The 23644-nt window shown below is 55.1% G+C and carries 23 protein-coding genes; 10 read left to right on the plus strand and 13 right to left on the minus strand.

Features of this window, described 5'->3' with window-relative positions; translation table 11 throughout:
- Nucleotides 1-6: 6 nt before the first annotated feature.
- Both HS105_13010 and HS105_13015 read right to left on the minus strand, forming a co-directional pair.
- Nucleotides 7-1104: a VWA domain-containing protein gene (locus HS105_13010; GenBank protein ID MBE7517505.1), complete on the minus strand. Its 1098-nt coding sequence runs from the start codon at nt 1102-1104 to the stop codon at nt 7-9.
- A gap of 9 nt (nt 1105-1113) precedes the next feature.
- Entirely contained in the window at nt 1114-2109 is a 996-nt protein-coding gene (locus HS105_13015; protein MBE7517506.1) for a VWA domain-containing protein, read from the minus strand.
- 161 nt (nt 2110-2270) lie between these two features.
- On the opposite strand from HS105_13015, the gene HS105_13020 reads away from it, so the two are divergent.
- Both HS105_13020 and waaC read left to right on the plus strand, forming a co-directional pair.
- Nucleotides 2271-3629 carry a phosphomannomutase/phosphoglucomutase gene (locus tag HS105_13020; protein ID MBE7517507.1) on the plus strand — a complete coding sequence of 453 codons (1359 nt, stop codon included), beginning with the start codon at nt 2271-2273 and terminating at the stop codon, nt 3627-3629.
- Nucleotides 3630-4655, plus strand: a complete 1026-nt coding sequence (gene waaC, locus HS105_13025; protein ID MBE7517508.1) for a lipopolysaccharide heptosyltransferase I — start codon at nt 3630-3632, stop codon at nt 4653-4655.
- Between the two features lie 90 nt (nt 4656-4745).
- On the opposite strand, the gene HS105_13030 is transcribed toward waaC, so the two are convergent.
- The 3 genes from HS105_13030 to lepA form a co-directional block, all read right to left on the minus strand.
- Nucleotides 4746-5567, minus strand: a complete 822-nt coding sequence (locus HS105_13030) for a hypothetical protein (GenBank protein MBE7517509.1) — start codon at nt 5565-5567, stop codon at nt 4746-4748.
- 17 nt (nt 5568-5584) lie between these two features.
- Nucleotides 5585-5914 (minus strand): DUF433 domain-containing protein, encoded by a 330-nt coding sequence (locus HS105_13035; GenBank protein MBE7517510.1) that lies wholly within the window; start codon nt 5912-5914, stop codon nt 5585-5587.
- A gap of 257 nt (nt 5915-6171) precedes the next feature.
- The gene (gene lepA / locus HS105_13040; GenBank protein MBE7517511.1) at nt 6172-7974 is read right to left on the minus strand and encodes an elongation factor 4; all 1803 of its coding nucleotides are present in this window, start codon (nt 7972-7974) and stop codon (nt 6172-6174) included.
- Nucleotides 7975-8177: 203 nt separating this feature from the next.
- On the opposite strand from lepA, the gene HS105_13045 reads away from it, so the two are divergent.
- Both HS105_13045 and HS105_13050 read left to right on the plus strand, forming a co-directional pair.
- On the plus strand, nt 8178-8615 hold the full coding sequence (locus HS105_13045) for a YtxH domain-containing protein (GenBank protein MBE7517512.1): 438 nt from the start codon (nt 8178-8180) through the stop codon (nt 8613-8615).
- A 3-nt stretch (nt 8616-8618) separates the two neighbouring features.
- On the plus strand, nt 8619-9158 hold the full coding sequence (locus HS105_13050; protein MBE7517513.1) for a hypothetical protein: 540 nt from the start codon (nt 8619-8621) through the stop codon (nt 9156-9158).
- 84 nt (nt 9159-9242) lie between these two features.
- Here HS105_13050 and HS105_13055 read toward each other — a convergent pair whose 3' ends face one another.
- Nucleotides 9243-9788, minus strand: coding sequence for a Spy/CpxP family protein refolding chaperone (locus tag HS105_13055; GenBank protein ID MBE7517514.1), 546 nt, complete (start codon nt 9786-9788; stop codon nt 9243-9245).
- Nucleotides 9789-10024: 236 nt separating this feature from the next.
- On the opposite strand from HS105_13055, the gene HS105_13060 reads away from it, so the two are divergent.
- The 5 genes from HS105_13060 (at nt 10025) to HS105_13080 (ending at nt 17331) form a co-directional block, all read left to right on the plus strand.
- Complete coding sequence (locus HS105_13060; protein MBE7517515.1) at nt 10025-11950, plus strand: 1-deoxy-D-xylulose-5-phosphate synthase; 1926 nt, start codon at nt 10025-10027, stop codon at nt 11948-11950.
- A 3-nt stretch (nt 11951-11953) separates the two neighbouring features.
- On the plus strand, nt 11954-12742 hold the full coding sequence (locus HS105_13065) for a thioredoxin domain-containing protein (protein ID MBE7517516.1): 789 nt from the start codon (nt 11954-11956) through the stop codon (nt 12740-12742).
- Nucleotides 12743-13204: a vitamin K epoxide reductase family protein gene (locus HS105_13070; protein MBE7517517.1), complete on the plus strand. Its 462-nt coding sequence runs from the start codon at nt 12743-12745 to the stop codon at nt 13202-13204.
- A gap of 121 nt (nt 13205-13325) precedes the next feature.
- Nucleotides 13326-16097 (plus strand): insulinase family protein, encoded by a 2772-nt coding sequence (locus HS105_13075; protein ID MBE7517518.1) that lies wholly within the window; start codon nt 13326-13328, stop codon nt 16095-16097.
- Between the two features lie 166 nt (nt 16098-16263).
- The gene (locus tag HS105_13080; protein ID MBE7517519.1) at nt 16264-17331 is read left to right on the plus strand and encodes a class I fructose-bisphosphate aldolase; all 1068 of its coding nucleotides are present in this window, start codon (nt 16264-16266) and stop codon (nt 17329-17331) included.
- A gap of 78 nt (nt 17332-17409) precedes the next feature.
- Here HS105_13080 and HS105_13085 read toward each other — a convergent pair whose 3' ends face one another.
- Genes HS105_13085 through HS105_13095 form a run of 3 tightly spaced genes read right to left on the minus strand, consistent with a single transcriptional unit; the run spans nt 17410 to nt 18850 of the window.
- A complete protein-coding gene (locus tag HS105_13085) occupies nt 17410-18084 on the minus strand; it encodes an MBL fold metallo-hydrolase (GenBank protein MBE7517520.1) in 675 nt (224 codons plus the stop codon).
- A 17-nt stretch (nt 18085-18101) separates the two neighbouring features.
- Nucleotides 18102-18407 (minus strand): hypothetical protein, encoded by a 306-nt coding sequence (locus HS105_13090; protein ID MBE7517521.1) that lies wholly within the window; start codon nt 18405-18407, stop codon nt 18102-18104.
- Entirely contained in the window at nt 18404-18850 is a 447-nt protein-coding gene (locus HS105_13095) for a GNAT family N-acetyltransferase (GenBank protein ID MBE7517522.1), read from the minus strand. The genes HS105_13090 and HS105_13095 overlap by 4 nt, the downstream gene beginning before the upstream one ends.
- Nucleotides 18851-18936: 86 nt before the next feature.
- Between HS105_13095 and HS105_13100 the strand changes: the two genes are divergently transcribed.
- Nucleotides 18937-19896: a phosphoesterase gene (locus HS105_13100; protein ID MBE7517523.1), complete on the plus strand. Its 960-nt coding sequence runs from the start codon at nt 18937-18939 to the stop codon at nt 19894-19896.
- A 93-nt stretch (nt 19897-19989) separates the two neighbouring features.
- Here HS105_13100 and HS105_13105 read toward each other — a convergent pair whose 3' ends face one another.
- The 4 genes from HS105_13105 to HS105_13120 form a co-directional block, all read right to left on the minus strand.
- Nucleotides 19990-20520 (minus strand): hypothetical protein, encoded by a 531-nt coding sequence (locus HS105_13105; protein MBE7517524.1) that lies wholly within the window; start codon nt 20518-20520, stop codon nt 19990-19992.
- 137 nt (nt 20521-20657) lie between these two features.
- The gene (locus HS105_13110; protein MBE7517525.1) at nt 20658-20972 is read right to left on the minus strand and encodes a hypothetical protein; all 315 of its coding nucleotides are present in this window, start codon (nt 20970-20972) and stop codon (nt 20658-20660) included.
- Nucleotides 20973-21277: 305 nt separating this feature from the next.
- Nucleotides 21278-23140 carry an amino acid permease gene (locus HS105_13115; GenBank protein ID MBE7517526.1) on the minus strand — a complete coding sequence of 621 codons (1863 nt, stop codon included), beginning with the start codon at nt 23138-23140 and terminating at the stop codon, nt 21278-21280.
- 101 nt (nt 23141-23241) lie between these two features.
- The gene (locus tag HS105_13120; protein MBE7517527.1) at nt 23242-23610 is read right to left on the minus strand and encodes a hypothetical protein; all 369 of its coding nucleotides are present in this window, start codon (nt 23608-23610) and stop codon (nt 23242-23244) included.
- Between the last annotated feature and the right edge of the window lie 34 nt (nt 23611-23644).

Below are 23644 nucleotides of genomic sequence, written 5' to 3' on the forward strand. Positions count from 1 at the left end.
CCGCGGTCACTTCTTCGGTGCGGGCGTGCCTTCGTTCTCAGCAAAGTAGCCTTGGCGGTGCGTTACCTTGATCTTCTCACGCTGCGGATTTGTGATCTTGACGTTTATCGTGCGGTATGACCCGTCGCGTTTCTGGTTGCTCGGCTCGTACGCGACCAGATATTGCGAACGCATATCCTCTTCGATCTGCCTGAATGCATCGCGAAGTTCACGCTCATCACGCGGGAAATAAGCACGGCCGCCGGTGCGTTCCGACACCTTTGTGAGTGCTCCTTTATCCACCGAATAACGATAGCCGCCGCCGATGCCGATCGAATAAATTATGGCCTCGGCCTTATTCGCGGCATTCACGGCGTCGTCGAGGCGCTTGCGGCTGAATGTATCGTCGCCGTCGGTGAGCAGGATGATCGCGCGGCGTGTCTTTTCCGGAGCGGGGCCGAGTATCTCTTCGGATGTTACCCATATCGCATCCCACAGTGCGGTCGCCGCGGCCCGCATTTGATTATCGCCCGAGAGCGGCGGCGTGCCGGGAATACCGCCGCCGTTCGCGACGACCCCGCCGCCGATGTAGTTCGACGGCGCAACGAACTGCACGCGGTCGATCGCCCGCCGCAGCCGCGTGATGTTGTTGGTCATTCCTTGTTCGAGTGTCGAATCGCCCGTAAAGGAGACCACCGCAACCTCGTCCTTTGACGGCCGAACGACCGATTCGAGGAATGAGATAGCCGCGGACTTCTCGTCCGGCAGTGTCTGTTCTTGCGACAGGCTTGTGTCGATGAGTATCGCAAGGCTAAGCGGCAGATCGACCTGTTTCGCGAACGCACTGATCTCCTGGACCTGACCGTTCTCGAGCACCTGTACCTCGCTCTCTTTGAGGTCGGTGACCATTCGGCGATTCTTGTCCTGAACGGTGAATAGAACGTTCACCACGTTGGTGTCGATCTTTACGATGTCATCGTCATCTATCACCAAAGGTGTCGCCGTTGGCGAGGGCAATGGCTTTGAAGCGGCATCCTGCGCATTAGTGCCGCCCGTAAGATAAAGAGCGCCAAAGCCGAGGGCGCCCGACAATGCTGTCGTCAATATTGAACGTAAATGTGACATCGCTTGCATTTATTTCAAAACGTCTTTGACCGCACGGTAGCTAGTCTTTGTGCGTATCTTGTACTTCTTTGTTTTGCTGCTGTCCGTGAATCTCACTTCGATCTTGCGAGTGCGGCCGTCATAATTCTGATTCGCGGGTCTGTACGTGATCACATACTGCGACTTCATCTCGTCTGATATCCGCTTGAACGCGCGTTCGAGTTCGAGCATCGCTTTGTTGCCGCCAATGGGAAAGAAGGCTTCGCCGCCGGTCTCTTCGCAAAGCTGTATCAAGTATTTATCGCCCTTGTCGCGCGGCGTTCCGGCCTCGACGCCCGGCACCGAGCCTAGAAAGCCGCCCTTTGTCGAGATCGCAAATATTGTCGTCTCGGTACGCTGTGCAATATCGATCGCGTCGCGCAGGTCCGCACGGCTGAAAGTATCATCGCCGTCCGAGATGACAACTATGACCTTTCGGCCCGGAGCGCTTCGCAGTTTCTCGTCGGTGAACTGCCAGATCGCATCATAAAGTGCCGTTTGCGAGCCTACCTTGCTCACCTTATCGACCGCCTTTTGCAGAAGGTCGAGCTTGTCGGTAAAATCCTGCCGCAAGACGATATCGTGGTCGAAGGTCATAAATGCGGCCTTGTCCTTACGAAGCTGGATCACGGTGTAAAGAAAGTTCGCCGCTGCTTCCTTTTCGAATGTGAGCTTGCCCGCGGTCGATGGTGAGGTGTCCATCAGCACGCCGACGAATACGGGCGGATTGGTCTTTTCATCACTGAAGTAAGTGATCTCTTGCGGTACTCCGTCCTCAAGAACCTCGAAGTCGCCGCGAGTGAGGCCGCTGATAAGATCCTTCTTTTGTGTAACAGTTACCGGCAGCCGCACCTCAAAGGTCTTGAGCGGGCCTTCGTCGCCGCCGTTGACGTCGGGCGTTGGTGTCGGTGTTTGTGCCGCGACGGCCGCAACCGCTAAGAGGCAGCCGAAACATACAAAAATGAGCCTTTTAACTGAAATGTTCATAGACATAAGCGGCACCTTGTTCGATGCCGCGCAGAGTGCTGCGTGTTGCCTTAAGCAAGGCGTTTAACGGACATCATAGCAAACTTGAGCTTGCCGGACATCAATCCGCCTGACGGCCTTGCTTGCGCCGAGTGAGCTAAGTGAGAATGAAGGTACATTCTATGAACGAGAATATCTTTCGCGAATACGACATACGCGGCATCGTCGGCGACCAGTTGACCGATGAAGCGGTTGCCGTCCTCGGCCGTGCCGTCGGCACATTCTTTGTCAATAACGGTGCGCGCCGCGTCGCGATAGGTTTCGATGCGCGTGCAAGCTCGCCGGGCTTCTGCGAACTGCTGACCCGCGGCTTTACCGAGTGCGGCATCGATGTTATCTCGATCGGCCGCGTTCCGACGCCCGTGCTTTATCATACCGTCTATACACGAGATGTTGACGGCGGCGTGATGATCACAGGCTCGCATAATCCGCCCGACCACAACGGGTTCAAGATCTGCCTCGGCAAGGGTACGCTGTTCGGCCCGCAAATTCAGGAAATAAAGCAGATAGCTTTCGGCGGCAAGTTCACCGAGGGCAGCGGAAGCGTCAGCGAATTATCGGTGCTCGCCGATTATATCGACGACATAGCCGGCCGCATCTCGCTCGGAAGCCGCAAGATAAAAGCTGTGGTCGATGCGGGAAACGGCATGGGCGGCGTTACGGCAGTTCCGGTTTTCGAGCGTCTCGGCGTCGAGATGGTAAAGCTCTTCATCGAGCCTGACGCGACATTCCCGAACCATCATCCTGACCCGACCGTTATCGAGAATCTTGAAGATACGATCGCTGCCGTTCGCGAGAACGGCGCGGACATCGGCATCGCCTTTGACGGCGACGGCGACCGGATCGGCGTTGTGGACGAGACGGGACGCATCATTTGGGGCGACGAATTGATGGTACTGCTTTCGCGATCAGTGCTTGCCGAGCGGCCGGGAGCGACGATCATCGCCGAGGTCAAATGCTCGCAGACGCTCTATGACGACATCGAGCGGCACGGCGGCAAAGGCATAATGTGGAAGGCCGGCCACTCGCTCATAAAGGCGAAAATGAAAGAGACCGGAGCCGCACTTGCAGGTGAGATGAGCGGACATATCTTCTTTGCCGACAGATTTTACGGTTTTGACGACGCGACCTACGCGGCGGTACGTTTGCTCGAGATATTGTCGCGGACGGACAAGGAGCTATCCGAACTGCTGGCAGATGTGCCAAAGATGTATTCGACGCCCGAACTGCGTGTCGAATGTTCGGACGAAGCGAAATTCGATGTTGTCGCGGCGGTCGCAGACCAATTTTCGCGCGACCACAAGGTGATAACCATCGACGGCGCGCGGATACTTTTTGAACACGGCTGGGGCCTCGTGCGCGCATCGAACACGCAGGCGATACTCGTGCTGCGCTTTGAGGCCGATTCGGAAACACACCTTGCCGAAATACGCTCGACGGTCGAGGCAAAAACGGCCGAATTGATCGAACGATATCAATAAATGAAGGTCCTCGTGGTCAGATTAAGCTCGATGGGCGATGTCGTGCAGACACTGCCGGCCGTCGAGGACGCCGCACGAGCACTGCCCGATGTGTCATTCGATTGGGCGGTCGAGGAATCGTTCGCAGACATCCCGAAATGGCATCCGCGGGTCGAGAATGTCCTGCCGCTGGGGATACGTCGTTGGAACCGTTCACGCGTCGATGCTGTAAGGAAAGGCGAGCCCGGCCGTGCGTTGCGGCTGCTGCGGTCGCGGCGGTACGACGCGGTCATAGACCTTCAGGGAACGCTCAAAAGTGCCGCCGTCGCGCGGCTTGCACGCGGGCCGCGTGTCGGTTACGACGCCCGAAGCGTCAACGAATGGGGCGCACACGCCGCTTATCGGCGGCGCATCAAGGTCGAAAAGGGCATACACTCGTCATTGCGGATGCGAAAACTTCTCGCCGCAGCACTCGGCTACGAATTCGATGCAGAGAACGCGGATCACGGCATCGACCGTTCGCGGCTCGAACCCGACGGCGTCGAGATCGGCGGCCCTTTTCTAGTCTTTATAACCTCGACAAGCTGGCCGTCAAAGAATTGGCCGGAAGACAGGTGGAAACGACTTACTCAGATCGCGCGTGCTGCGGGTTTTCAGGTCGCGATCCCTTGGGGCAGCGATGCCGAACGCGAGCAGGCAGAGCGGATCGCCGCCGGAAACGCGTTCGTGCTGCCACGGCTGACGATCGGTCAAAAGGCGTCAGTCATCGTACGCGCGGCCGCAGCCGTAGGACTTGATACGGGGCTTACACACATTGCGGCCGCACTTAATGTACCGCAAGTATCGCTCTACGGCCCGACCGACCCAAAGCTTGTCGGTGCTCTCGGCCCGCGACAGGTGAGGCTCGTCGCGCGTTTCGACTGCCTCTTCTGCCATCAGCGAGTATGCACATATCCCGGGCTTGCCGATTTCAAGCCCGCGTGCCTTGTCGAATTCCCGCCGGAAAGAGTCTGGGGCGAATTGATGAAGCTCCTCAGCTCTCGTTGAGCTGTTTTACGGCGAGAGATCTTTCCACAGCCGGCGCATTTGCCGATGTCGGCATTCGTCTAAAGCCGGCAGGAGCAAAGATCGTTAACTTCAAGTGGATTTAAGATAGTACGTCAGCAAGAGTTCGAATGGCTCCCATTTGCCGAAACCTGTTTTATCCCCACGGTCATAAATATCGAACTTTTGTTGAAGCGATCTGTTGCATTTCACCTCAACAAAAGCAACCCCGCCGGTCATGCCGCCATTTACGCGGATATCAAAAGTTTCACCCGGATATTTTTTTGTGATCGCTTCTCGCAAACGTGCCAGCAGTAGTCCTTCGTTTTTTATCATCCAGCAATCCTCTCCTATATCCGCCGGACATTTTATGTTGAATTGAAAGCTGCCCTCGTGATTTAACCACTGTGGAGGCCACGAATAGACGTATTCTTTGTCTTTTTTAAGTTCTTCCAGAAAAAGTCTAGCTTGTGTCACTGTTGAAAATTCGCGCTCTTTCATTTGAAGATGTTTGAATTTTGAGGCAAACATTTCCAGCTTTTTGAGGTCGAAATACAATGAGCTGTTTGGAGAAACCAATTCATTGCATTCAAGGTTGAGAGCGAATGAGTCAAGTTTCTCTCCGTCTTTTACGACAATGATGTCGTAGTGATAACCGCATGCGTGCATATGCTGCGGCTTTTTGAATACCCATGCTTTCTTAATTGCGTTTAGAACGGAAATATCATCGGTATAGAATTCGCCGATCTTTTTTTGGAGAGGATGATCTTTGTGGTCTGCAAAGATGCCGATCATCGCATAGCCGCCATCATCGAAATGGTATTTGTCAAATAAAGATGTCTGGCTAAAACATGACTGTCCGACCAAAGCCCAAAACAAAGGCACGGCAAGGGTAAAAAACAATTGTTGCCTCATGGCCACAATACTCTATTTTAAACTGTTTTCAATCGATGCAGCGACGTTCTGAAAATCTCTAGAACACCAATAACCTGTTCGCGTCTAACAGCCGGGAACTTATCGAGGAATTCATCTAATGATGCCCCCGCTTCTATATTGTCGATCAATTCGGAAACGGGAACTTTGGTGCCGTGAAAGACCGGTTCGCCGCCAAGAACTGTCGTCCCAGTAAAGATTTCGGGGATATGTGAACTAATTGAGAAAGCAGGCTTTCTATTGACGCGAATCGGCTGCTCCCAAGCAAAATCGTTATTCACCTCGGAAACTACCAACTCGTCGATCTCTTTTTCGGTCAAATTCTGCATTAGATGTCCCAACCTGTAATTATCTATCCGCACTATTCGATCTGTTTTCAACTGAAAAATTATCTTCAATGTCCTACCGCCAAAGGTCTTGCCTATCAATTGAAATCGATCTTTGAATGATTTGTTGCGTCGGACTTCAAAATCGTTGTAGAAACATTCTACTGCCTCTTTGAAAGTGATTCTATGTGCGTATAGTTCGTCTCGTTCAAAATCGTATTCAAAGTCGGTTGGCTCAAATTTTGACCAGTCCATATTTGCTATCCTTCATTCACCTTCAGGACGGCAAGGAACGCCTCTTGCGGAATTTCGACGCGGCCGACCTTTTTCATGCGGCGTTTGCCTTCTTTCTGCTTTTCGAGGAGTTTGCGTTTACGCGAGATATCGCCGCCGTAGCATTTGGCGATGACGTTCTTGCCCATGGCTTTGACCGTCTCACGCGCGATGACCTTGTTGCCGATCGCCGCTTGAATGGGTACTTCAAAGAGCTGCCGCGGGATCAGCTCTTTCATTTTGGCGGCCAGGACACGGCCTTTTGCCTGTGCGGTGTCGCTGTGAAGGATGAGCGAAAGGGCATCGACCGGCTCGCCCGAAACAAGGATGTCGAGTTTTACGAGCTTGCTTTCCTTGTAGCCCGAAAGGTGATAGTCGAGCGATGCGTAGCCGCGTGAGACGCTTTTGAGGCGGTCGTAAAAATCGAGCACTATCTCGTTAAGCGGCAGTTCATAAACGAGCATCACGCGATCCTTCGTTACATACTCAAAGCGTTTCTGCACGCCGCGTTTCTCATCCAGAAGCGGAAGGATGCCGCCAAGGAATGAGTCGTTCGTAAGGATCGTTGCTTCAATAAACGGTTCTTCTATCTTAGTGATCCTTCCGGGATCAGGCATCTGCGACGGCGAATCGATCTCGTGCACTTCACCATCGGTCGTCGTTACGCGATATCGGACGCCCGGCGCGGTGGTGATCAGGTCGAGGTCGAATTCGCGTTCGAGCCGCTCCTGTATGATCTCCATATGCAGCAGTCCGAGAAAGCCGCAGCGGAAGCCAAAGCCGAGTGCGGTCGAGCTTTCGGGTTCGTAAAAGAATGAGGCGTCGTTGAGCCGCAGCTTATCCATCGCATCGCGAAGGTCCTCGTACTGTGCCGAATCTGTCGGGTAAAGCCCTGCGAATACCATAGGCTTGACCTCTTGAAAGCCCGGCAGCGGTTCTTTTGCAGGTACGGCGGCGTCCGTTATCGTGTCGCCGATCTGTACATCGGCGACCGTCTTTATCGAAGCCGTAAGAAAACCGACCTCGCCCGGGCCAAGCTCGGCGATAGGTGTCGGCCGCGGCTTATTGACCCCGATGGTCTCGACGAGGTATTCGCGGCCCGTGTTGAAGAAGCGTATCTTCATACCTTTTTTCAGCGTGCCGTCAACCACGCGAAAGAGGACGATCACGCCGCGATACGAATCGTACCAACTGTCAAATATAAGTGCCTTTAGCGGTGCGTCCTTGTCGCCTTTCGGCGGCGGTATCTTTGCGACGACCGCTTCGAGCACGTCCTCGACGCCGAGGCCTGTCTTGGCCGAAGTTAACGCCGCATCGCTCGTGTCGAGTCCTACGATGCTCTCGATCTGCTCCTTTATCCGGTCGGGTTCTGCCGAAGGAAGGTCGATCTTGTTGAGCACGGGGACGAGTTCCAGGTCGTTGTCGATCGCAAGATACGTGTTCGCAAGTGTCTGTGCCTCAACACCTTGCGAAGCATCGACAACGAGGAGCGCGCCTTCGCAAGCCGACAGCGAACGCGAGACCTCGTAGCTGAAATCGACGTGGCCGGGCGTGTCGATGAGGTTCAGGACGTACTGTTTGCCGTCCTTTGCCTTGTAATCGAGCCTCACGGCGTGCGCCTTGATGGTGATGCCGCGCTCGCGTTCGAGGTCCATATCGTCAAGCATCTGCGCTTCCATATCGCGGTCGGCGACCGCGCCGGTGAGCTGCAGGAGGCGGTCGGCGAGAGTTGATTTGCCGTGATCGATATGGGCAATGATCGAGAAATTTCTTATTAGTGAAGCGTCCATGCTCGAAAACAAACAGGAATTGTAACAAATCAGCAGTGAAAATGCTTTGCGGTAATGCGCCTAGCTGAGACGCAGCTTCATTCAAAAAGCAGCGTCGGGTAAATAATACATTGCCTAAAAAACGTTGTCTTTGTTATATTTTAATCTCAGTATATTCGATCCGTTTTTGTTGCGGCACCGAAGGATCGCCGCAGGAGGAGTTTATGAGAGAAGAATTTGAACGAGAAGAAACGAGCGTAGCTACGAAACTAACGTATTTGCTTGTCGGCGGCGGCATCGGAGCGATCCTTGCTTTGCTTTTTGCGCCGAAATCGGGCGTTGAACTTCGCGGCGATATCGCAGATGCGACGCGTAAGGGCATCGAAAAGAGTAAAGAGGTCGGCGCGCACCTCCAGGAAAAGGCAGGCGAATATTATGAGGTCGGCCGTGACCGTGCGACCGAGATGTACCATTCGGCTCAGGATAAGGCATCCGAATTCGCACAAAAGGCAAAGTCGGCCGCGGCTCGAACGACAAGCCCGTTCTCCGCGGCGATCGAGGCCGGCAAGGAAGCTTACACTGATGAGAAGCGCAAGAACGAGGCAAAGGCGATTACCGAAGGCCGCGCCAGCTACCCGATCGATGAGGAATCGAAATCGTAAAGTATGAACGTAAATGAACCGCAATTCTGGATGATGGTCTCGTCGATCATCATCGCCGTCTGCTTCCTCGTGATGGCGGTCGCTCTGATCTGGATCGCGGTCACGGTCAAGCGTGTTGTTGCCACGGTGCATCGCGTCGAAGCACGTGTTGATCCGCTCATAACAAAGGTCGATGCCATAGGCGAGCAGGGCCGCGAGATCTCGGTCTCATTCGCCGAGATCTCGGCTAACATCTCCTCTGCGACGCATCACCTTGCCGAATCGGCCGAGCTTATAAAGGAAGAGGTGCGCGAGCTTAAGACACTTGTCGGCGAGACCGCCATAACTGCCAAAGATAAGGTCGAAATGGTGAGCGAGTCGATCGACCGTACGCATGCGCGAGTCATGGACACGACCGAATTCGTCAATCAGAAGATCGTCGTGCCCGCCCGTGAGATAGCCGCCATCATGGCGGGCGTCCGCCGCGGGCTTGAAGTGCTCTTTGCACCGGCACCGAAGCAGATCGACCGTGTCTATGTCGAGGATGAGCTCTTCATCGGCTGACGCCCGGAAACGGTCTGAACACAAAAAGAAAAGGCGTGGGTTCAAGGTTCCCACGCCTTTCGTGTATGCCTCTTGGCTCTTCAACTAATTGCTTTTCGCGGGAGCCGCCGGCGCATCGGCCGACTTCTTCTGCCGACGCTCCTTCATCATCTCGCGATGTTCCTGCATACGCTTCTGCCTTTCGGCCTTATTCGCCTCGATCTGCGCCTTTTGTTCGGGCGTCAGGATCGCATCGATCTGCGTACGAACCGCAGTCTGCTTCTGCATTCTCTCGGTGCGGATCGCCTCCAGACGGGCCTTCTGCTCGTCGGTGAGCGTGCCGCTGCGGCGGGCTGCCATAAGCGTCTTCATCTCTTCCATGGCTGCCGGCGTCGGCTTATTCGCCTCGCGGATCGTCTTGATCTGAGCCTTCTGTGCGTCGGTCAGCGTGACGCCGCGGAAGTCGCCGTTGTGCATACCGCGCTTGCCGAACTTTCGGCCAAAGTCCTTATTGCCGGCCTTATGTCCCTGATGTGCCGTATTGTCCTTGCCGGCCGGCGTGGTCGCCGCTGCGTCCTGTGCATTTATGATAGCCGTCGAAAAGAAAACCGCGGCCGCCAATGTGACGATCGAAACCAAATTCTTCCTCATTTTAGATACTCCTGTTCCTTACTTCGATATTTGCGCTGCTTCCAACGCATTTCACAGTGTTTGACGAACGCGCGCCCTGCTTTGGCCGAATAATGTTGTCATTCTCATTGTAAAGAAATGTCAATCCGTTTTCGGCACATTTTAGCGTCTTTTGGCGAATACCGACCCGCAAGGGTTGAAAACGAGGCCATAAAATGCGAAATTTGAGTGCTTGAGTGTGCATCCGCGATCTTGCCATGAGGTTCCTTAACGAGATCAATTCACCGGCCGACCTGCGGCAGCTTCGCGTCGAAGACCTGCAGGAGGTCGCAGATGAGGTTCGACAGTTCATTATCGACACCTGTGCGCGCATCGGCGGACACACCGGAGCGAGTCTCGGTGCCGTTGAGCTTGCGGTAGCGATGCACTATGTGTTCGATACGCCGCGCGACCGCCTTGTATGGGATGTTGGCCATCAGGCCTACGCTCATAAGATACTCACAGGCCGTCGCGACCGTCTGAATACCATTAAGCAGCCGGGCGGCCTCTCGGGTTTTTTGCGCCGCGATGAGTCGGAGTATGACACCTTTGGCGCGGGGCACGCGTCCACATCGCTGTCCGCCGCATTGGGTATGGCGATAGCACGCGACAGAAAGGATGAGGACTTTCACGTATGCGCGCTGATCGGCGATTCTTCGCTCGCGGGCGGTATGGCGATGGAGGCGATCAATCAAGCCGGGCATCTCAAGTCAAGGCTCATAATTCTCTTGAACGACAATGATATGTCGATCGCACCTGCGGTCGGAGCATTGAACGGCTATCTCGGCAGGATAAAGGAAGCGCAGAGCTATCAGCACCTGAAAGAGGAGATCGGCGACGCGCTCGAAAGCGTTCCGGGCATCGGCGGTACGCTTCGCCGTGCCGCAAAGTCGTTCAAAGATGCCATAGCAGCGGCGGTTCTGCCGGGTGCTTTGGTCAATGAACTCGGCTTCAAATACATCGGATATGTTGACGGGCATAATGTGCCGGCGCTCGTAAAGGCACTCGAAGAGGCAAAGAAGGTCGATGACGGCCCTGTTATTGTCCACGCTCTTACGACGAAGGGCAAAGGCTTCCCGAATCCCGAAAAGAACTACTACGCATATCACGCGACCGGCCCTTTTGACCCGAAAACGGGCCAGCCGTACAAGTCTGCAAAGACGGCTCCGCCGTCGTACACAACGGTTTTCGGTGACGCGCTATGCGAACTGATGGCAGAAGATGAGCGTATCGTCGCACTCACTGCCGCAATGCCCGACGGCACGGGCATCGACCGCGCCCTTGAGAAGTTCCCGAAGCGTTCGTTCGATGTCGGCATTGCCGAGCAGCACGCCGTCACGTTCTGTGCGGGCATGGCGTGCGAGGGCCTCAAACCCGTTGCGGCGATCTACTCAACGTTCCTGCAGCGCGGCTTTGATCAGGTGATCCATGATGTTTGCCTGCAGGATCTTGACGTTACGATAGCGATGGACCGCGCCGGCATCGTCGGTGCCGATGGCCCGACGCATCACGGCTTGCTCGATATCACGTATCTTCGAGGCTATCCGAACATCGTGCTGATGGCGCCCAAGGATGAACGCGAACTTCGCGATATGCTTGCGACCGCTGTTGCCCATAACGGCCCTGCAGCGATACGCTATCCACGCGGCAACGGCGTCGGTGTCGAAATCTCGGCGAAGCCGTCGCTTATCGAGATCGGCAAGGCCGAGGTACTGAGCGAGGGCAGCGATGCGGCGATAATCGCCTACGGTTCAATGGTTTATCCCGCGGTTGAGGCGGCAGAGATACTAGCAAAGAAAGGCGTCAAAGCAGGCGTTATCAATGCCCGCTTTGTAAAGCCGCTTGATGCCGAGACGATCTTGAAAGCCGCACGAAGCAGCCGCGTGATCGTAACTGCCGAAGAGGCGTATCTTGCGGGAGGCTTCGGCTCGGCAGTGATGGAACTGCTCGAAGAGAACGGCCTGCTCGATGCGGTAAAGGTAGTGCGGCTCGGTATTCCCGATGTGATAGTCCCGCACGGCGATCCGGAAGCTCTGCTTGCGGGATACGGACTCAATGCGGACGGCATAGTATCGGCCGTGACGAAAGCAATAGAGAGTTTGAAGGCCGACCCGGCTGACAAAGGGCGGCTGAAGGTGGCATAACAGATGAATAGAAAAGATCAAACAGGCAAGATCCCTGCTCCGCTCATCCTGATCGTGGCAGTTCTGCTCGCAGTGATTCTCATCGGCTGGTATATGATCAGCAGCAATAACGGCAACACGCAGTCGAACAAGAACGCGGCAAAAGCCAATACAAACACGCAAAAGCCGCCCGCAGGGGCGATTCCGCCCGGAGCAGTGCCGCCGAACTTTGCCGGCTCGGTGAACTCGCCGGTCGTTGTCGAAGAGTTCGCTGATTTCCAATGTCCGCAGTGCGCCAACAGCAATCCGATCTTTACTGAGATCAAGTCGCTCTACGGCAGCCGGATCAAGTTCATCTTCCGTAATTTCCCGCTTCCAATTCCGGCTCATGATAAGTCGTTCGATGCGGCGGTCGCTGTCGAGGCGGCAGGCCAGCAGGGCAAGTTCTGGGAGATGCAGCATCAGCTCTTCTCGAATCAGCAGGCGTGGACCGCAAACCCGAACTATAAGCAAATGTGGGCCGATTATGCCAAGAACCTCGGGTTAGATGTCGATAAATTCAAGACAGACATGGCAGGCGTCTTTACAAAAGGCCGCGTCGAGGCCGACATGGCACGAGGCCGCGGTTTAGGAGTGAATTCGACGCCGTCGCTTTATATCAACGAGGTTCCGGTCGCTTTTCCGGATATGAATGTCAGTAAGCTCAAGGAGCTTATCGATGCCGAGCTTCAGAAGGCCGCTGCGGGCAACGCCGCTCCCGCATCTGCCCCGGCCGCACCTGCAAATGCCGCACCGGCATCGGCCGCAAAATAAGTGGAAGAACGCTCCGACAACGAACAAAGCAGATGGCCGGCACTTCTGGCGACGATCGTCGCACTTATAGGGCTGGCCGACGCGGCCTACCTTACCATACACCACTACACTGCCGCACCCGTTCCGTGCGGTGCCGGATTTGACTGCGAAATGGTGCTTAACAGCCCGTATGCGACGGTCGCGGGCCTGCCGCTCGCGATCTACGGAGCGGCGGCCTACTTTATCGCATTCTCGCTGGCGGTCTTTTGCGTTTACGGCTACCAAAAACTCTGGCCGCTGTTCGGCATACAGGCGATGCTGATGGCCGCATTCTCGGGCTGGCTTATCTATGTGCAGGGCGCATTGATCGGTTCTTTTTGTATGTACTGCATCGTCTCGGCCGGCACATCCGTCACACTCTTCATTATCTTTGCTGCTTCAATGCTCTCCGCAAGGCGGCATGGAAGCATCCGCTCTTCGTGAAACCCTGACACCGCATCAAGCGTAACAATTAAATGAAAAGATAACGCCGGACGGCTGTTTCCCGCAACGGCGGGAACGGCTGCCGGTCATTTTCCATTTTTTCTGACAGCGAGGATGTAGTATGCGTTTAAGCACGATCTTTATTGCGGCCGCCATCATCACGGCCATGGTTTCAGCGGCAATGTCGCAGACACTGCCGCCGATCAACGTAAAAGAATATAAGCTCAAGAACGGCCTGACGGTCGTTTTTCATCAGGATCGATCGGCACCTTTGGTTGCCGTGAACCTTTGGTATCACGTCGGCTCAAAGAATGAAGAGCCCGGAAAGACCGGCTTTGCTCACCTTTTTGAGCACATGATGTTCCAAGGCTCTAAGAATTACAACGACGGCTATCTCGGTGCGATGGAAGATGTCGGTGCACAGGTCAACGGCACTACGAATGAGGACCGCACCTATTATTACGAGGTCGTTCCGGCCAATTTCCTTCAGCGTGCCCTGTTCCTTGAGGCAGACCGCATGGGCAACCTGCTTGATGCGATGTCGCAGGAAAAGCTCGACAATCAGCGTGATGTCGTAAAGAATGAGCGCCGCCAGCGGATCGACAATCAGCCGTACGGCACATCCTTCGAAAAGATCGGCGAGATAATGTATCCGAACGGCCATCCGTATCATTGGTCGGTCATCGGCTCGATGGCGGATCTGAGTGCGGCTTCGATGGAGGATGTCGAGGCATTCTTTCGCCGATATTACGCACCGAATAACGCAGTACTCGTCCTCTCAGGCAGCTTTGATGAGAAGCAGGCAAAGACGTGGATAGAACAGTACTTCGGCCCGATCAAGCGCGGGGCGGCCATCACGCGGCCGAGCGCCGCACAGCCGAAGCTTAACGGCGAGATCCGCAAGACGGTCGAGGATAACGTGCCGCTGCCGCGTGTAATGTATGTATGGCACGGCGTTCCGCAATTTTCGGCTGATGAGCCGGCGCTCGACGTACTCAGTTCGATACTTTCACAGGGACGAGGCTCGCGGCTTCAGAGCAGCCTTGTTTACGGCAAAGAGCTTGTTCAGAGCATCTTCGCATCGAATGATTCGAGCGAACTCGCCGGGCTTTTTGAGATATCGGCAACGGCAAAGCCGGGCAAGTCGCTCGACGATATCGAAAAAGAGGTTGATAAGCAGATATCCGAGATAAAGGCCGCTCCGCCGACCGCCGAGGAAATGGAACGTGCCCTCAACGGCATCGAAGCACAGCGTATCTACGGGCTTCAGACCGTGCTCGGCAAGGGCAGCCGCATCGCCGATTACGCAGGTTTCTTGGGCCGCCCGAATAATTTCCAACAAGACCTTGATCGCTATCGCAAAGTAACTGCCGCCGACGTGCAGCGTGTCGCGAAGGCGTATCTGAACGCCGACCGACTCGTGCTTGCATACGTCCCGCGTAAGGGTGAGGCTCCGAAGATCAACGCTGCCGAGAACAAACCGACATCCACAAAGGAAAAGGAAAAAGATGCCCAAAAGCTGGCTGCCCAAAAGGCGAACCTGCCGAAGGGCGGCCCCGACCCGAGCTTTACGCTGCCGGCGATAGAAAAGCAAAAGCTCAGCAACGGCCTGAACGTTTGGCTCGTCCGCAAGGGTACGCTTCCGATAATCTCGATGAATCTGGTGATGAAGACCGGCGGGCTGCTGGATCCGGCGGGCAAGGCAGGTGTCGCGAGCTTTACGGCAAATATGCTCAACCAAGGGACAAAGACACACTCGGCGGAGGAGATCGCGAATCAGCTGCAGGCCATCGGTGCGTCGGTGAACGCGGGTTCGAGCTGGGATTCGACCAACGTCTCGATGCAGACGCTGACAAAGAACCTCGATAAGGCACTCGGCATCTATGCTGATGTCGTGCTCGATCCGACGTTCCCTGCGTCGGAATTCGAGGCGACACGCCGCCGGGCACTCGTCGGGCTGATGCAGCGGCGATCGATGCCGACCGCCGTTGCAAACGCGGTATTCGACAAGGTGCTTTACGGAAAGCAGCCGTACGGTCGCCAGCTTACGGGCGATGAGGCGAGCGTCAAGGCGATCACGCGTGATGACCTGGAGAAGTTCTATCACTCGAACTACGGCCCCGAAGGCTCGACGCTCATCGTCGCGGGCGATGTTGATGCAAAGACGCTTATGCCGAAGCTTGAAAACGCCTTCGGAAGCTGGAAGGGTGCGAGCAGTTCGGCGGCAAATGAGCCGGCCGAAACCATGGTCGCAAAGCCGGGCATCTATCTTGTTGACAAACCCGGAGCGGCGCAATCATCCGTGATGATCGGCGAGGTCGGCGTCTCACGCTCGAACCCGGACTATTACGCGCTTCAAGTAATGAACTCGATCCTCGGCGGCGGCGGCTCGGCACGCCTCTTTATGAACCTGCGCGAGGATAAGGGCTACACCTACGGCGCTTACAGCCGCTTTCAATTCCGCCGTGAGGCAGGGCCGTTCGCGGCATCGGCTGAGATACAGACCGGTTCGACAAAGGAGGCTGTGGTCGAGTTCATGAAGGAACTGAACGGCATTCGCGGTTCGATACCCGTCACGGCCGAGGAGCTGGACAATAACAAGCAAAGCTTGATACGCCGGTTCCCCGGCGGCTTTGAAACGCTGGGGCAGCTTTCAGGCCAGCTTGCAAACCTCTACATCTACGGTCTTGCGGATACTTACTTCAATGACTACATACGCAATATCGGAGCCGTTTCGGCCGCTGATGTTGACCGTGTCGCCAAGAAGTACCTGCAGCCGGACAAGATGGCGATCGTCATCGTAGGCGATACGAAAGTGATCGAGCCGAAGCTCAAAGAGCTCGGCTACCCGATCACACACCTCAACGCTGACGGCGACCCGGTCGCGAATTGAAACTGTCAACAGCAACGGATCGGCGGCGGAGCATCGTGCTTCGCCGCCTTTTTTTTGTCGAAATTGGCGAAAAGCAGATCGTCGCGAGTAAACAGTTGCGGGTTGTGCTACAATATCTGCTTGAACACGCATTTCTTACAGATCTTTCAGGAGGTTCATTTCAAAAATGACCGTTGATATCGCACAACTTCTCGGCGATGATGCCGACAGCCTTTTGAACCACGTTTCGCGGACGATCCCCAAGGAAGAGCTCAGTTTGCCGGGCAGCGACTTTGTTGACCGGGTTTGGAGCATTTCTGACAGGAATCCGCGAGTTCTCCGGAGTTTGCAGGCGCTTTACGGGAACGGACGCCTCGCCGGCACGGGCTATTTGTCGATCTTGCCTGTCGATCAGGGCATCGAACATTCCGGCGGAGCGAGCTTTGCCCCGAATCCGCAGTATTTTGACCCTGAGTATATCGTCAAACTTGCGATGGAAGGCGGCTGCAACGCCGTAGCCTCGACCTTTGGCGTTCTCGGCGCTGTGTCGCGCAAATACGCACACAAGATACCCTTTATCGTAAAGATAAATCACAACGAGCTTCTGACGTATCCGAATAAGTTCGATCAGGTGATGTTCGGCACGATCGATCAGGCATACAACATGGGTGCTGTGGCCGTCGGCGCGACGATCTATTTCGGTTCTGAAGAATCGACCCGCCAGATCACTGAGGTCTCGGAGGCGTTCGCCTACGCACATGAGCTTGGAATGGCGACGATCCTCTGGTGCTACCTGCGTAACTCGGCGTTCAAAACACCCGAAGGCGATATGCACACCGCGGCTGACCTTACGGGACAGGCAAATCATATCGGCGTTACCATCCAGGCTGATATCATCAAGCAGAAATTGCCCGAACGTAACGGCGGCTATCCCGCACTCAACAAGAACGGAAGCTACGGCAAGACAAGCCCGCTGGTTTACGAAAAACTTACGACGGACAATCCGATCGACCTCGTGCGTTATCAGGTAGCTAACTGCTATATGGGACGCTGCGGCCTTATAAACTCGGGCGGCGAGTCGAAGGGTGCGGGCGACCTCGCAGCGGCCGTGCGTACGGCGGTCATCAACAAACGCGGCGGCGGCACGGGGCTTATCTCAGGCCGGAAGGCGTTCCAACGCCCGATGGCCGAAGGCGTCGAACTGCTGAACGCCATTCAGGACGTTTACCTCGACACCTCGATCACCGTCGCATAAGCGAACGTCATTCTTTTCTGCCGGTTTGCGGAATGAGCCTTATTACCCAAGGTGACCGCCGCAGCCGGCTTCTTATTCTTAATACTTGTAAATACCTGTAAGAAAAGGGTTTGTCGCATGCTCGCGGCCCACGGTCGTCTCAGGCCCGTGTCCCGAATACACTATCGTTTCGTCATCGAGCGAGAGTATCTGTTCATTTATCGAGTCGATAAGCTGTTCGTGGTTGCCGCCCGGAAGGTCGGTCCTGCCGACCGAGCCGAGAAAGAGGCAATCGCCGACGAACACGCTCTTTCGCTCGATCTCGGCCAGCACAACATGGCCGGGCGTGTGTCCCGGACAGTGCCTGACGGAGAAACGGAGTTCGCCGACCGTGTATGTTTCGCCGTGCTGCCAATAGCGTGTCGGCAGCGGCGGAGCGTCGTAGCTGAGCCCCATAGCCGTAAGCTGATGCGGCTGAAAGCCGATCCTTAGCGGCTGCTGCGGAAGCGCGAAATATAGCTCCTCGTCGTCCTTGTGGATCAGTATCTCGCTTTCGGGAAACTCGTCTGCCAGAGCTTTGACGCCGCCGATGTGATCAAGATGTGCATGCGTTATCGCGATAGCCTGCAGCTCGAGGCCGCTGCCGCGAATGAACTCGACAAGTTCGCGTGAGGGTTCAGCAGGGTCGATGCAGATGGCCTGCCGTGTCGCCTCACACGCTACGACACGCGTGTTCTGTTGAAAGAGTGAAAGGACGAAGGTCTCGATCCGCATGGCGAAAAACAGCAGGCTCAGGCCGCAGTTCCCTCAAGGCCAGGCTCAAACAGCGCGAGATGTTTTGCCGCATCGAAAGGATGCGCCGCCCGGCCCTTGAGTACATGATGAATGGCGTCATGGTACATACGTGCGTCGGGGCGGCCGTTGAAGCACGGCGTTTCGATCTCGCTGAGGCTCAAATAGCTTATCAGGCAGCTCAAGAGCATCCAAAGCAGTATCTCCTGCTCGGTGCCGTGCGGGTTGTGTTTGACAATGCTCTCGCGGTCGCTGTGAATATCGCCCACGATCCGTGCAAATTCCGGCTCGGTGATCGTGGTCATAATTCTGCGTCGTACATAAAATAGGGCGAGCGGCTCATCCCCAGCTTTTCATAGACGCGCTGGGCGTGTTCATTCTCGGTCTCGACATAAAGGCGTATGCCTTTTACATTGCCCGCGTGCTGAGCTTTCTGCTTTACAAACTCGTACATAAGGCTGTAAATATGGCGGCCGCGTGCTTTCGGCTTAATGTAAACGCTCTGTATCCACCACCACCAACCGCGCCGCCAGTCGCTCCATTCGTACGATATCATCAGGCTGCCGACGACCTCGCCGGCGTCCTCGGCGACAACATAAAAACCCTTCATGCCGTCAGCGAACACATCGCGCACAGCACCGGCGACGACTTCGGCATCGAGAACTCTGTCCTCTGTTTCAAGTGCCATTGCCACTTGAAAGCCCGCGATCGCGTCGGCATCTTCGACCTTTGCGAACCTTATATTCATTTCCTTGTCTTGACGAATGCCCGATCGTCCTCTAGCCTATGATGTTTTGCGACGGCGGCGAGCACCCTGCAAAACCCGGACGACCTATGAAGCTAAGAATACTTTATCACGGCAATTGTTTTGACGGTGTGTCGTCAGCGGCCATCTTTACGAAATTTTACAGAGCGACGGTCGCTGGCGATGCCGACATTGCCTATACGCCGACGATGCACCGTGCGGGTAATGCCTTTGACCGCGAGCAGTTTGACGGCGATGAGAATGCGATAGTCGATTTCAAATACTGCCCCGACGAGCGCCTTACATGGTGGTTCGATCATCATCAGTCGGCGTTCCTGTCAAAGGCCGATGAAGAGCATTTTCTGGCAGACACGTCGGGCAAAAAATTCCTTGATACGACGAGTAGATCGTGTGCCGAATTCATAGCCCGCGTGGCAAAGGAGAAGTTCGGCTTTTATGACCCGTCGCTTGATGAGCTTGTCCATTGGGCACATATAATCGACGGAGCTCTTTATGATTCGCCCGCACAGTGCGTCGAGCTGCGTTCGTCGGCACTAAAGCTGATGCAGGTGATCGAGGGCGAAAAGGATCCGGCCTTTGTCGAAGAGATCATCAAGATGCTGACACGCGACACGCTCGATAATATTGTTGCGGCGCCTGAGATACAGGCAAAACTCGCCCCGATCCTTGAGCAGCACTGGGCGACAGCGGCGATCATAAAAGAACGTGCCGTTGCTGAGCGCGGCGTTGTCTCATTCGACCTGATCGGCACCGGCATCGAAGGCTACAACAAATTCATTCCGTACTACTATCATCCCGAGGTTACTTACGTGGTTTCGCTCAGCGAAAGCTCATTCCGCACAAAGATATCGGTCGGCTCGAACCCGTGGGCGCCGCGGCCGCGAACGCACAACATCGCCGAGATATGCGAAAAATACGGCGGAGGCGGCCATGCCGTTGTCGGTGCCGTCTCGCTTGCACCGGGCCAAGCCGAGACAGGCCGCAAGTATATGCGGGAGATCATAGAACTGCTTCAGTTTCCCGATTGAATATGCCAAAAGGCCCTTGACGCACCACAAGCAGGTGCTGTATCAAAGGCCTTTCGGTTGATATAGGATATTCGTCGCGGGTCTGCGGCGAAGCTACTGTTTATGAAAGACGAAGGTGTTCGATGTCGTGCCGCGCGGCGATGACATCTCGCGGTGCATGGTCAGCGTCCTGCCGTCCGCACTGAGTGTCAGCGTTTCCTTATTTAAGATCGTAACCTCGCCCATCGGGCTGCTGAAGCTGACGTCGCGTGTTAGCTCGAGTTTGTCCTTTTCATTTTTCGCCTTGAGCGATGCAGGCATCGAGCCGTTCTGCGTTTTGACCTCGGTCTTTTTCGCCTTGCCGTCGAGCGAATAGGTGGTCGTGCTGTCGCCCATCATACCGCCGCCCATGCGCCCGCCCATTCTGCCGCCTTCGCTGCTCATCGCACGTTTTGTCTCAGTGGCAACGGTGATCTCTTTCTCGGTTTGAGTGATCGTAAGCGTCATCGACTCGATGTTCTTTGAGCGGTCGTCAAGCTTTGACGCCGCCTTATCCAAATTCCATGTTCCCGAATAATCCTGGCCGAACGCCGCGAACGAGAACACAAGTACGGCAACTGCCGCAAACATAACATTCCTTTTCATAAGAACGCTCCAAAAAAATTGAGATAAACCGGTCACAGGTGAACTGTGATGCAAGTTTATCTCAAAAATGTTTTCCGTCAACGTAAAGAATTGTAAGTTACGAACTCGTCCTTTACGTCGGGCAAAGCCGTGTCAGATCATCCCCACGGTATGGACTTCTCGGCCCATATTGTATCGGAATATTGGTCTTTGAACGCCTTGGTAACCGCGCCAAGTGCGCTCGCGTCACCTGTTGCTTTGTAAACACATACGCCCTTCCAATAGACCGCCTCGGCCGCGAATTGAGAATCCGGCATCGTCTCGGCAACCTTTGCGTAAAGCTTCTCGGCGGCCTCAAAATCCTTGCTCGTGAATGCAACACGTGCAAGGCCCATCATCAGATAAGCGTGGAAATTATCCTTTGTCAGGTAGCCTTCAAGCCGAGTACGCTCTTTGCCGTCAGGGTCCATCACAAGCACCGTCGGTGTCCAGAGAGCATCAAAGCGGTGAAAATTCTTCGGGTTCTCCTTGATGTGAACCTCAAGGGCGATGAAGTTCTCGTTTATGAATGACGCAAGACCTGCGTCAGCATACGACTCTTGTTCGAGCCGCAGGCAGCCGCCTCAACCGGGTGCGGCACTGAAATCAATAAGTAACGGTTTGCTGCTGTCCTTAGCGGCCTTTAACGCCGCATCAGCATCGGTGAGCCAATTCACCTTCATATCACACCTCCTTGCAGGCAGTGAAATAAGAACTGCCGTTACTTATTATATCAGGCTCAAGCCGCTGACTCCTCCTTTTGAAAATTGAGCTTGCTGTGCCGGCGGCTGTAAAGGAAGTAAACGACCAAACCTACGATCAGCCACACGCCGAAGCGGAACCAATTCGTCCAGCCGAGTTCGGTCATCAGATATGTACAGCACATTATTCCGAGCACGGGAATCAGCGAGAGACGTTTTACAAAGCACAGAACGGCCATGATCGCCGAGAAGATCATAAAGCCGAAGTACGGTATCCGCTCCAAAAATACGCGCGTCGTCGTCTCGTATCCGTTCTTAATATCTTCGGCGGACGGCGTGTAATCAACAAAGAAATTGCGTACCGCTTCGCCGTTGTACGCGAGCAGCAATCCCCAGATGATCAAGAAAACCGCTGGGCCGATCAGCATGGAATTTATGTAAGGGACGAATCGTTTTTGCCCTGTAAATTCCTTGTCTTTGACAAGCACTCCCGCGCAAACGATCGTGAACGCGAAGAGCGTGCCGATGACCGAAAGCTCGGTAACCTCTGAAAGATTCATGAATAATGCCGGGATCGCGACAACAATACCCGTGAGTATCGTCGAGAACCACGGAGTTCGGAATTTCGGGTGAATGGACGAGAATATCTTCGGCAGGAGGCCGTCGCGGCTCATCGCCATCCAAAGACGCGGTTGGCCGAGTTGGAAAACGAGCAGCACGGTCGCCAAGGCGATAACAGCACTGACCGCGATGATGCCTGAGACCCAAGCGATATTGACGCCTTCAGGGCCGAATACGAACGCCAGCGGATCGCCGACGTTGAGCTTTTTATACGAGACCATTCCGGTCAGCACCAAAGCCAGCAGCACATAGAGCACCGTACAGATGATAAGGCTCAAGATCATTCCGCGCGGCAGCGTCTTGTAAGGATCCTTACATTCTTCGGCCGTCGTCGATAGGGCGTCAAAGCCGATGTAAGCGAAAAAAACAGCGGCAACGCCCGTCATAACACCCTTGAAGCCATTCGGCAGGAACGGGTTCCAGTTCTCGGCGTTCACGTAGAACGCGCCGAGAATGATCACGAGCATGATGATCGCAAGCTTTAACGCGACCATTATGTTCGATGCGGTCTTTGATTCGCGTATGCCGATGTAAACGAGGGCCGTTATCACAAAGACGATGCCAAGAGCCGGCAGGTCGGCGATAACCGGAATGCCAAAGAGGTGCGGTGCCGTACTGTACGCCGTATAGGCCTCGATCTGGCCGCAGTTGACGGCGGCATCCGCTGCGTCACAGGCCGTTCTCAGGCTTTCGAGCGTGCTGCCGTCCGCGATCACCTTTGACACGGCATCAAAGCCTTGATGCGCCGTGCGGAAGTCCATCGTGAAATGCAGCGGGATATTGATGCCGTTCGGAAAGCCGATAGACGGCGCATTGATGCGCGCCAAAAGGCCCGTAAAATAATCACTCCACGAGATCGCGACCGCAATGTTGCCGATCGCGTATTCGACAAGCAGGTCCCAGCCGATGATCCATGCCAGAAGTTCGCCAAAGCTTGCGTAGGCGTATGTGTATGCAGAGCCGGCGATCGGTATCTTTGATGCGAACTCGGCGTAGCAAAGCGCGGCAAATCCGCACGCGATCGCGGCAAAAATGAACAGAAGGATGACGCCCGGCCCGCCGTTGAATGACGCTTGGCCGACCATCGCGAAAATTCCCGCACCGATGATGGCGGCAATACCGAGCATCGTCAGGTCGAAAGTGTTCAGCGAGCGGCGAAGCCCCGTAACGCTGTCTTCGGCCGGTTGGCCCGGCACCAAGGTCTCAGAGTCAGAGAAGCCTGCGGCCGCATCCGCCTGTATTTGTGCTATGGATTTCTTGCGAAAGATCGAGTTCGACATACGTTAAGCTCCCGGATCGTTGGTTCTGTGGCTGCTTGGAGAGTTCGTTTTACGCGAAATTCTGACCCAAAAGCCTAACGTAGTCAAGGAAATAGAGCGACCTAGTCAGCAGAACACTTGCCGACATCCCAAGATGTCAGTGAATATTTGTTCTGCAGATCCCTGTAAACAACCGCGGTAACGGTGTGCTTGCGTCCCCGCGAACCGTCGCGAACCTGCATACATACGCGGTAATTCATACCCGCAACGACCTGCGTTTGAGCCTTGGTGATGCGGACGAGCTTGACCTTGGCATTGTGTTCCTTTGCCTGTTCGCTGACGGCGAAAGCAGCAGCGGCCTTTACCTGTTTGTCTGAAACCTTGGCCTTGCTGTATGCACCGGTCAGCTGTGCCGAAACACGGGTCTGCGATGCGGCCGCACCGAACGCGAAAACAAGTCCGAGCAGGACAAAGAATGTGAATTTTTTCATGATCATCATTAACTCCGATTTAGTTGATCGTCGA

It is taken from the genome of Chloracidobacterium sp. (assembly GCA_015075585.1).
In the GTDB taxonomy this organism is placed as follows: domain Bacteria; phylum Acidobacteriota; class Blastocatellia; order Pyrinomonadales; family Pyrinomonadaceae; genus OLB17.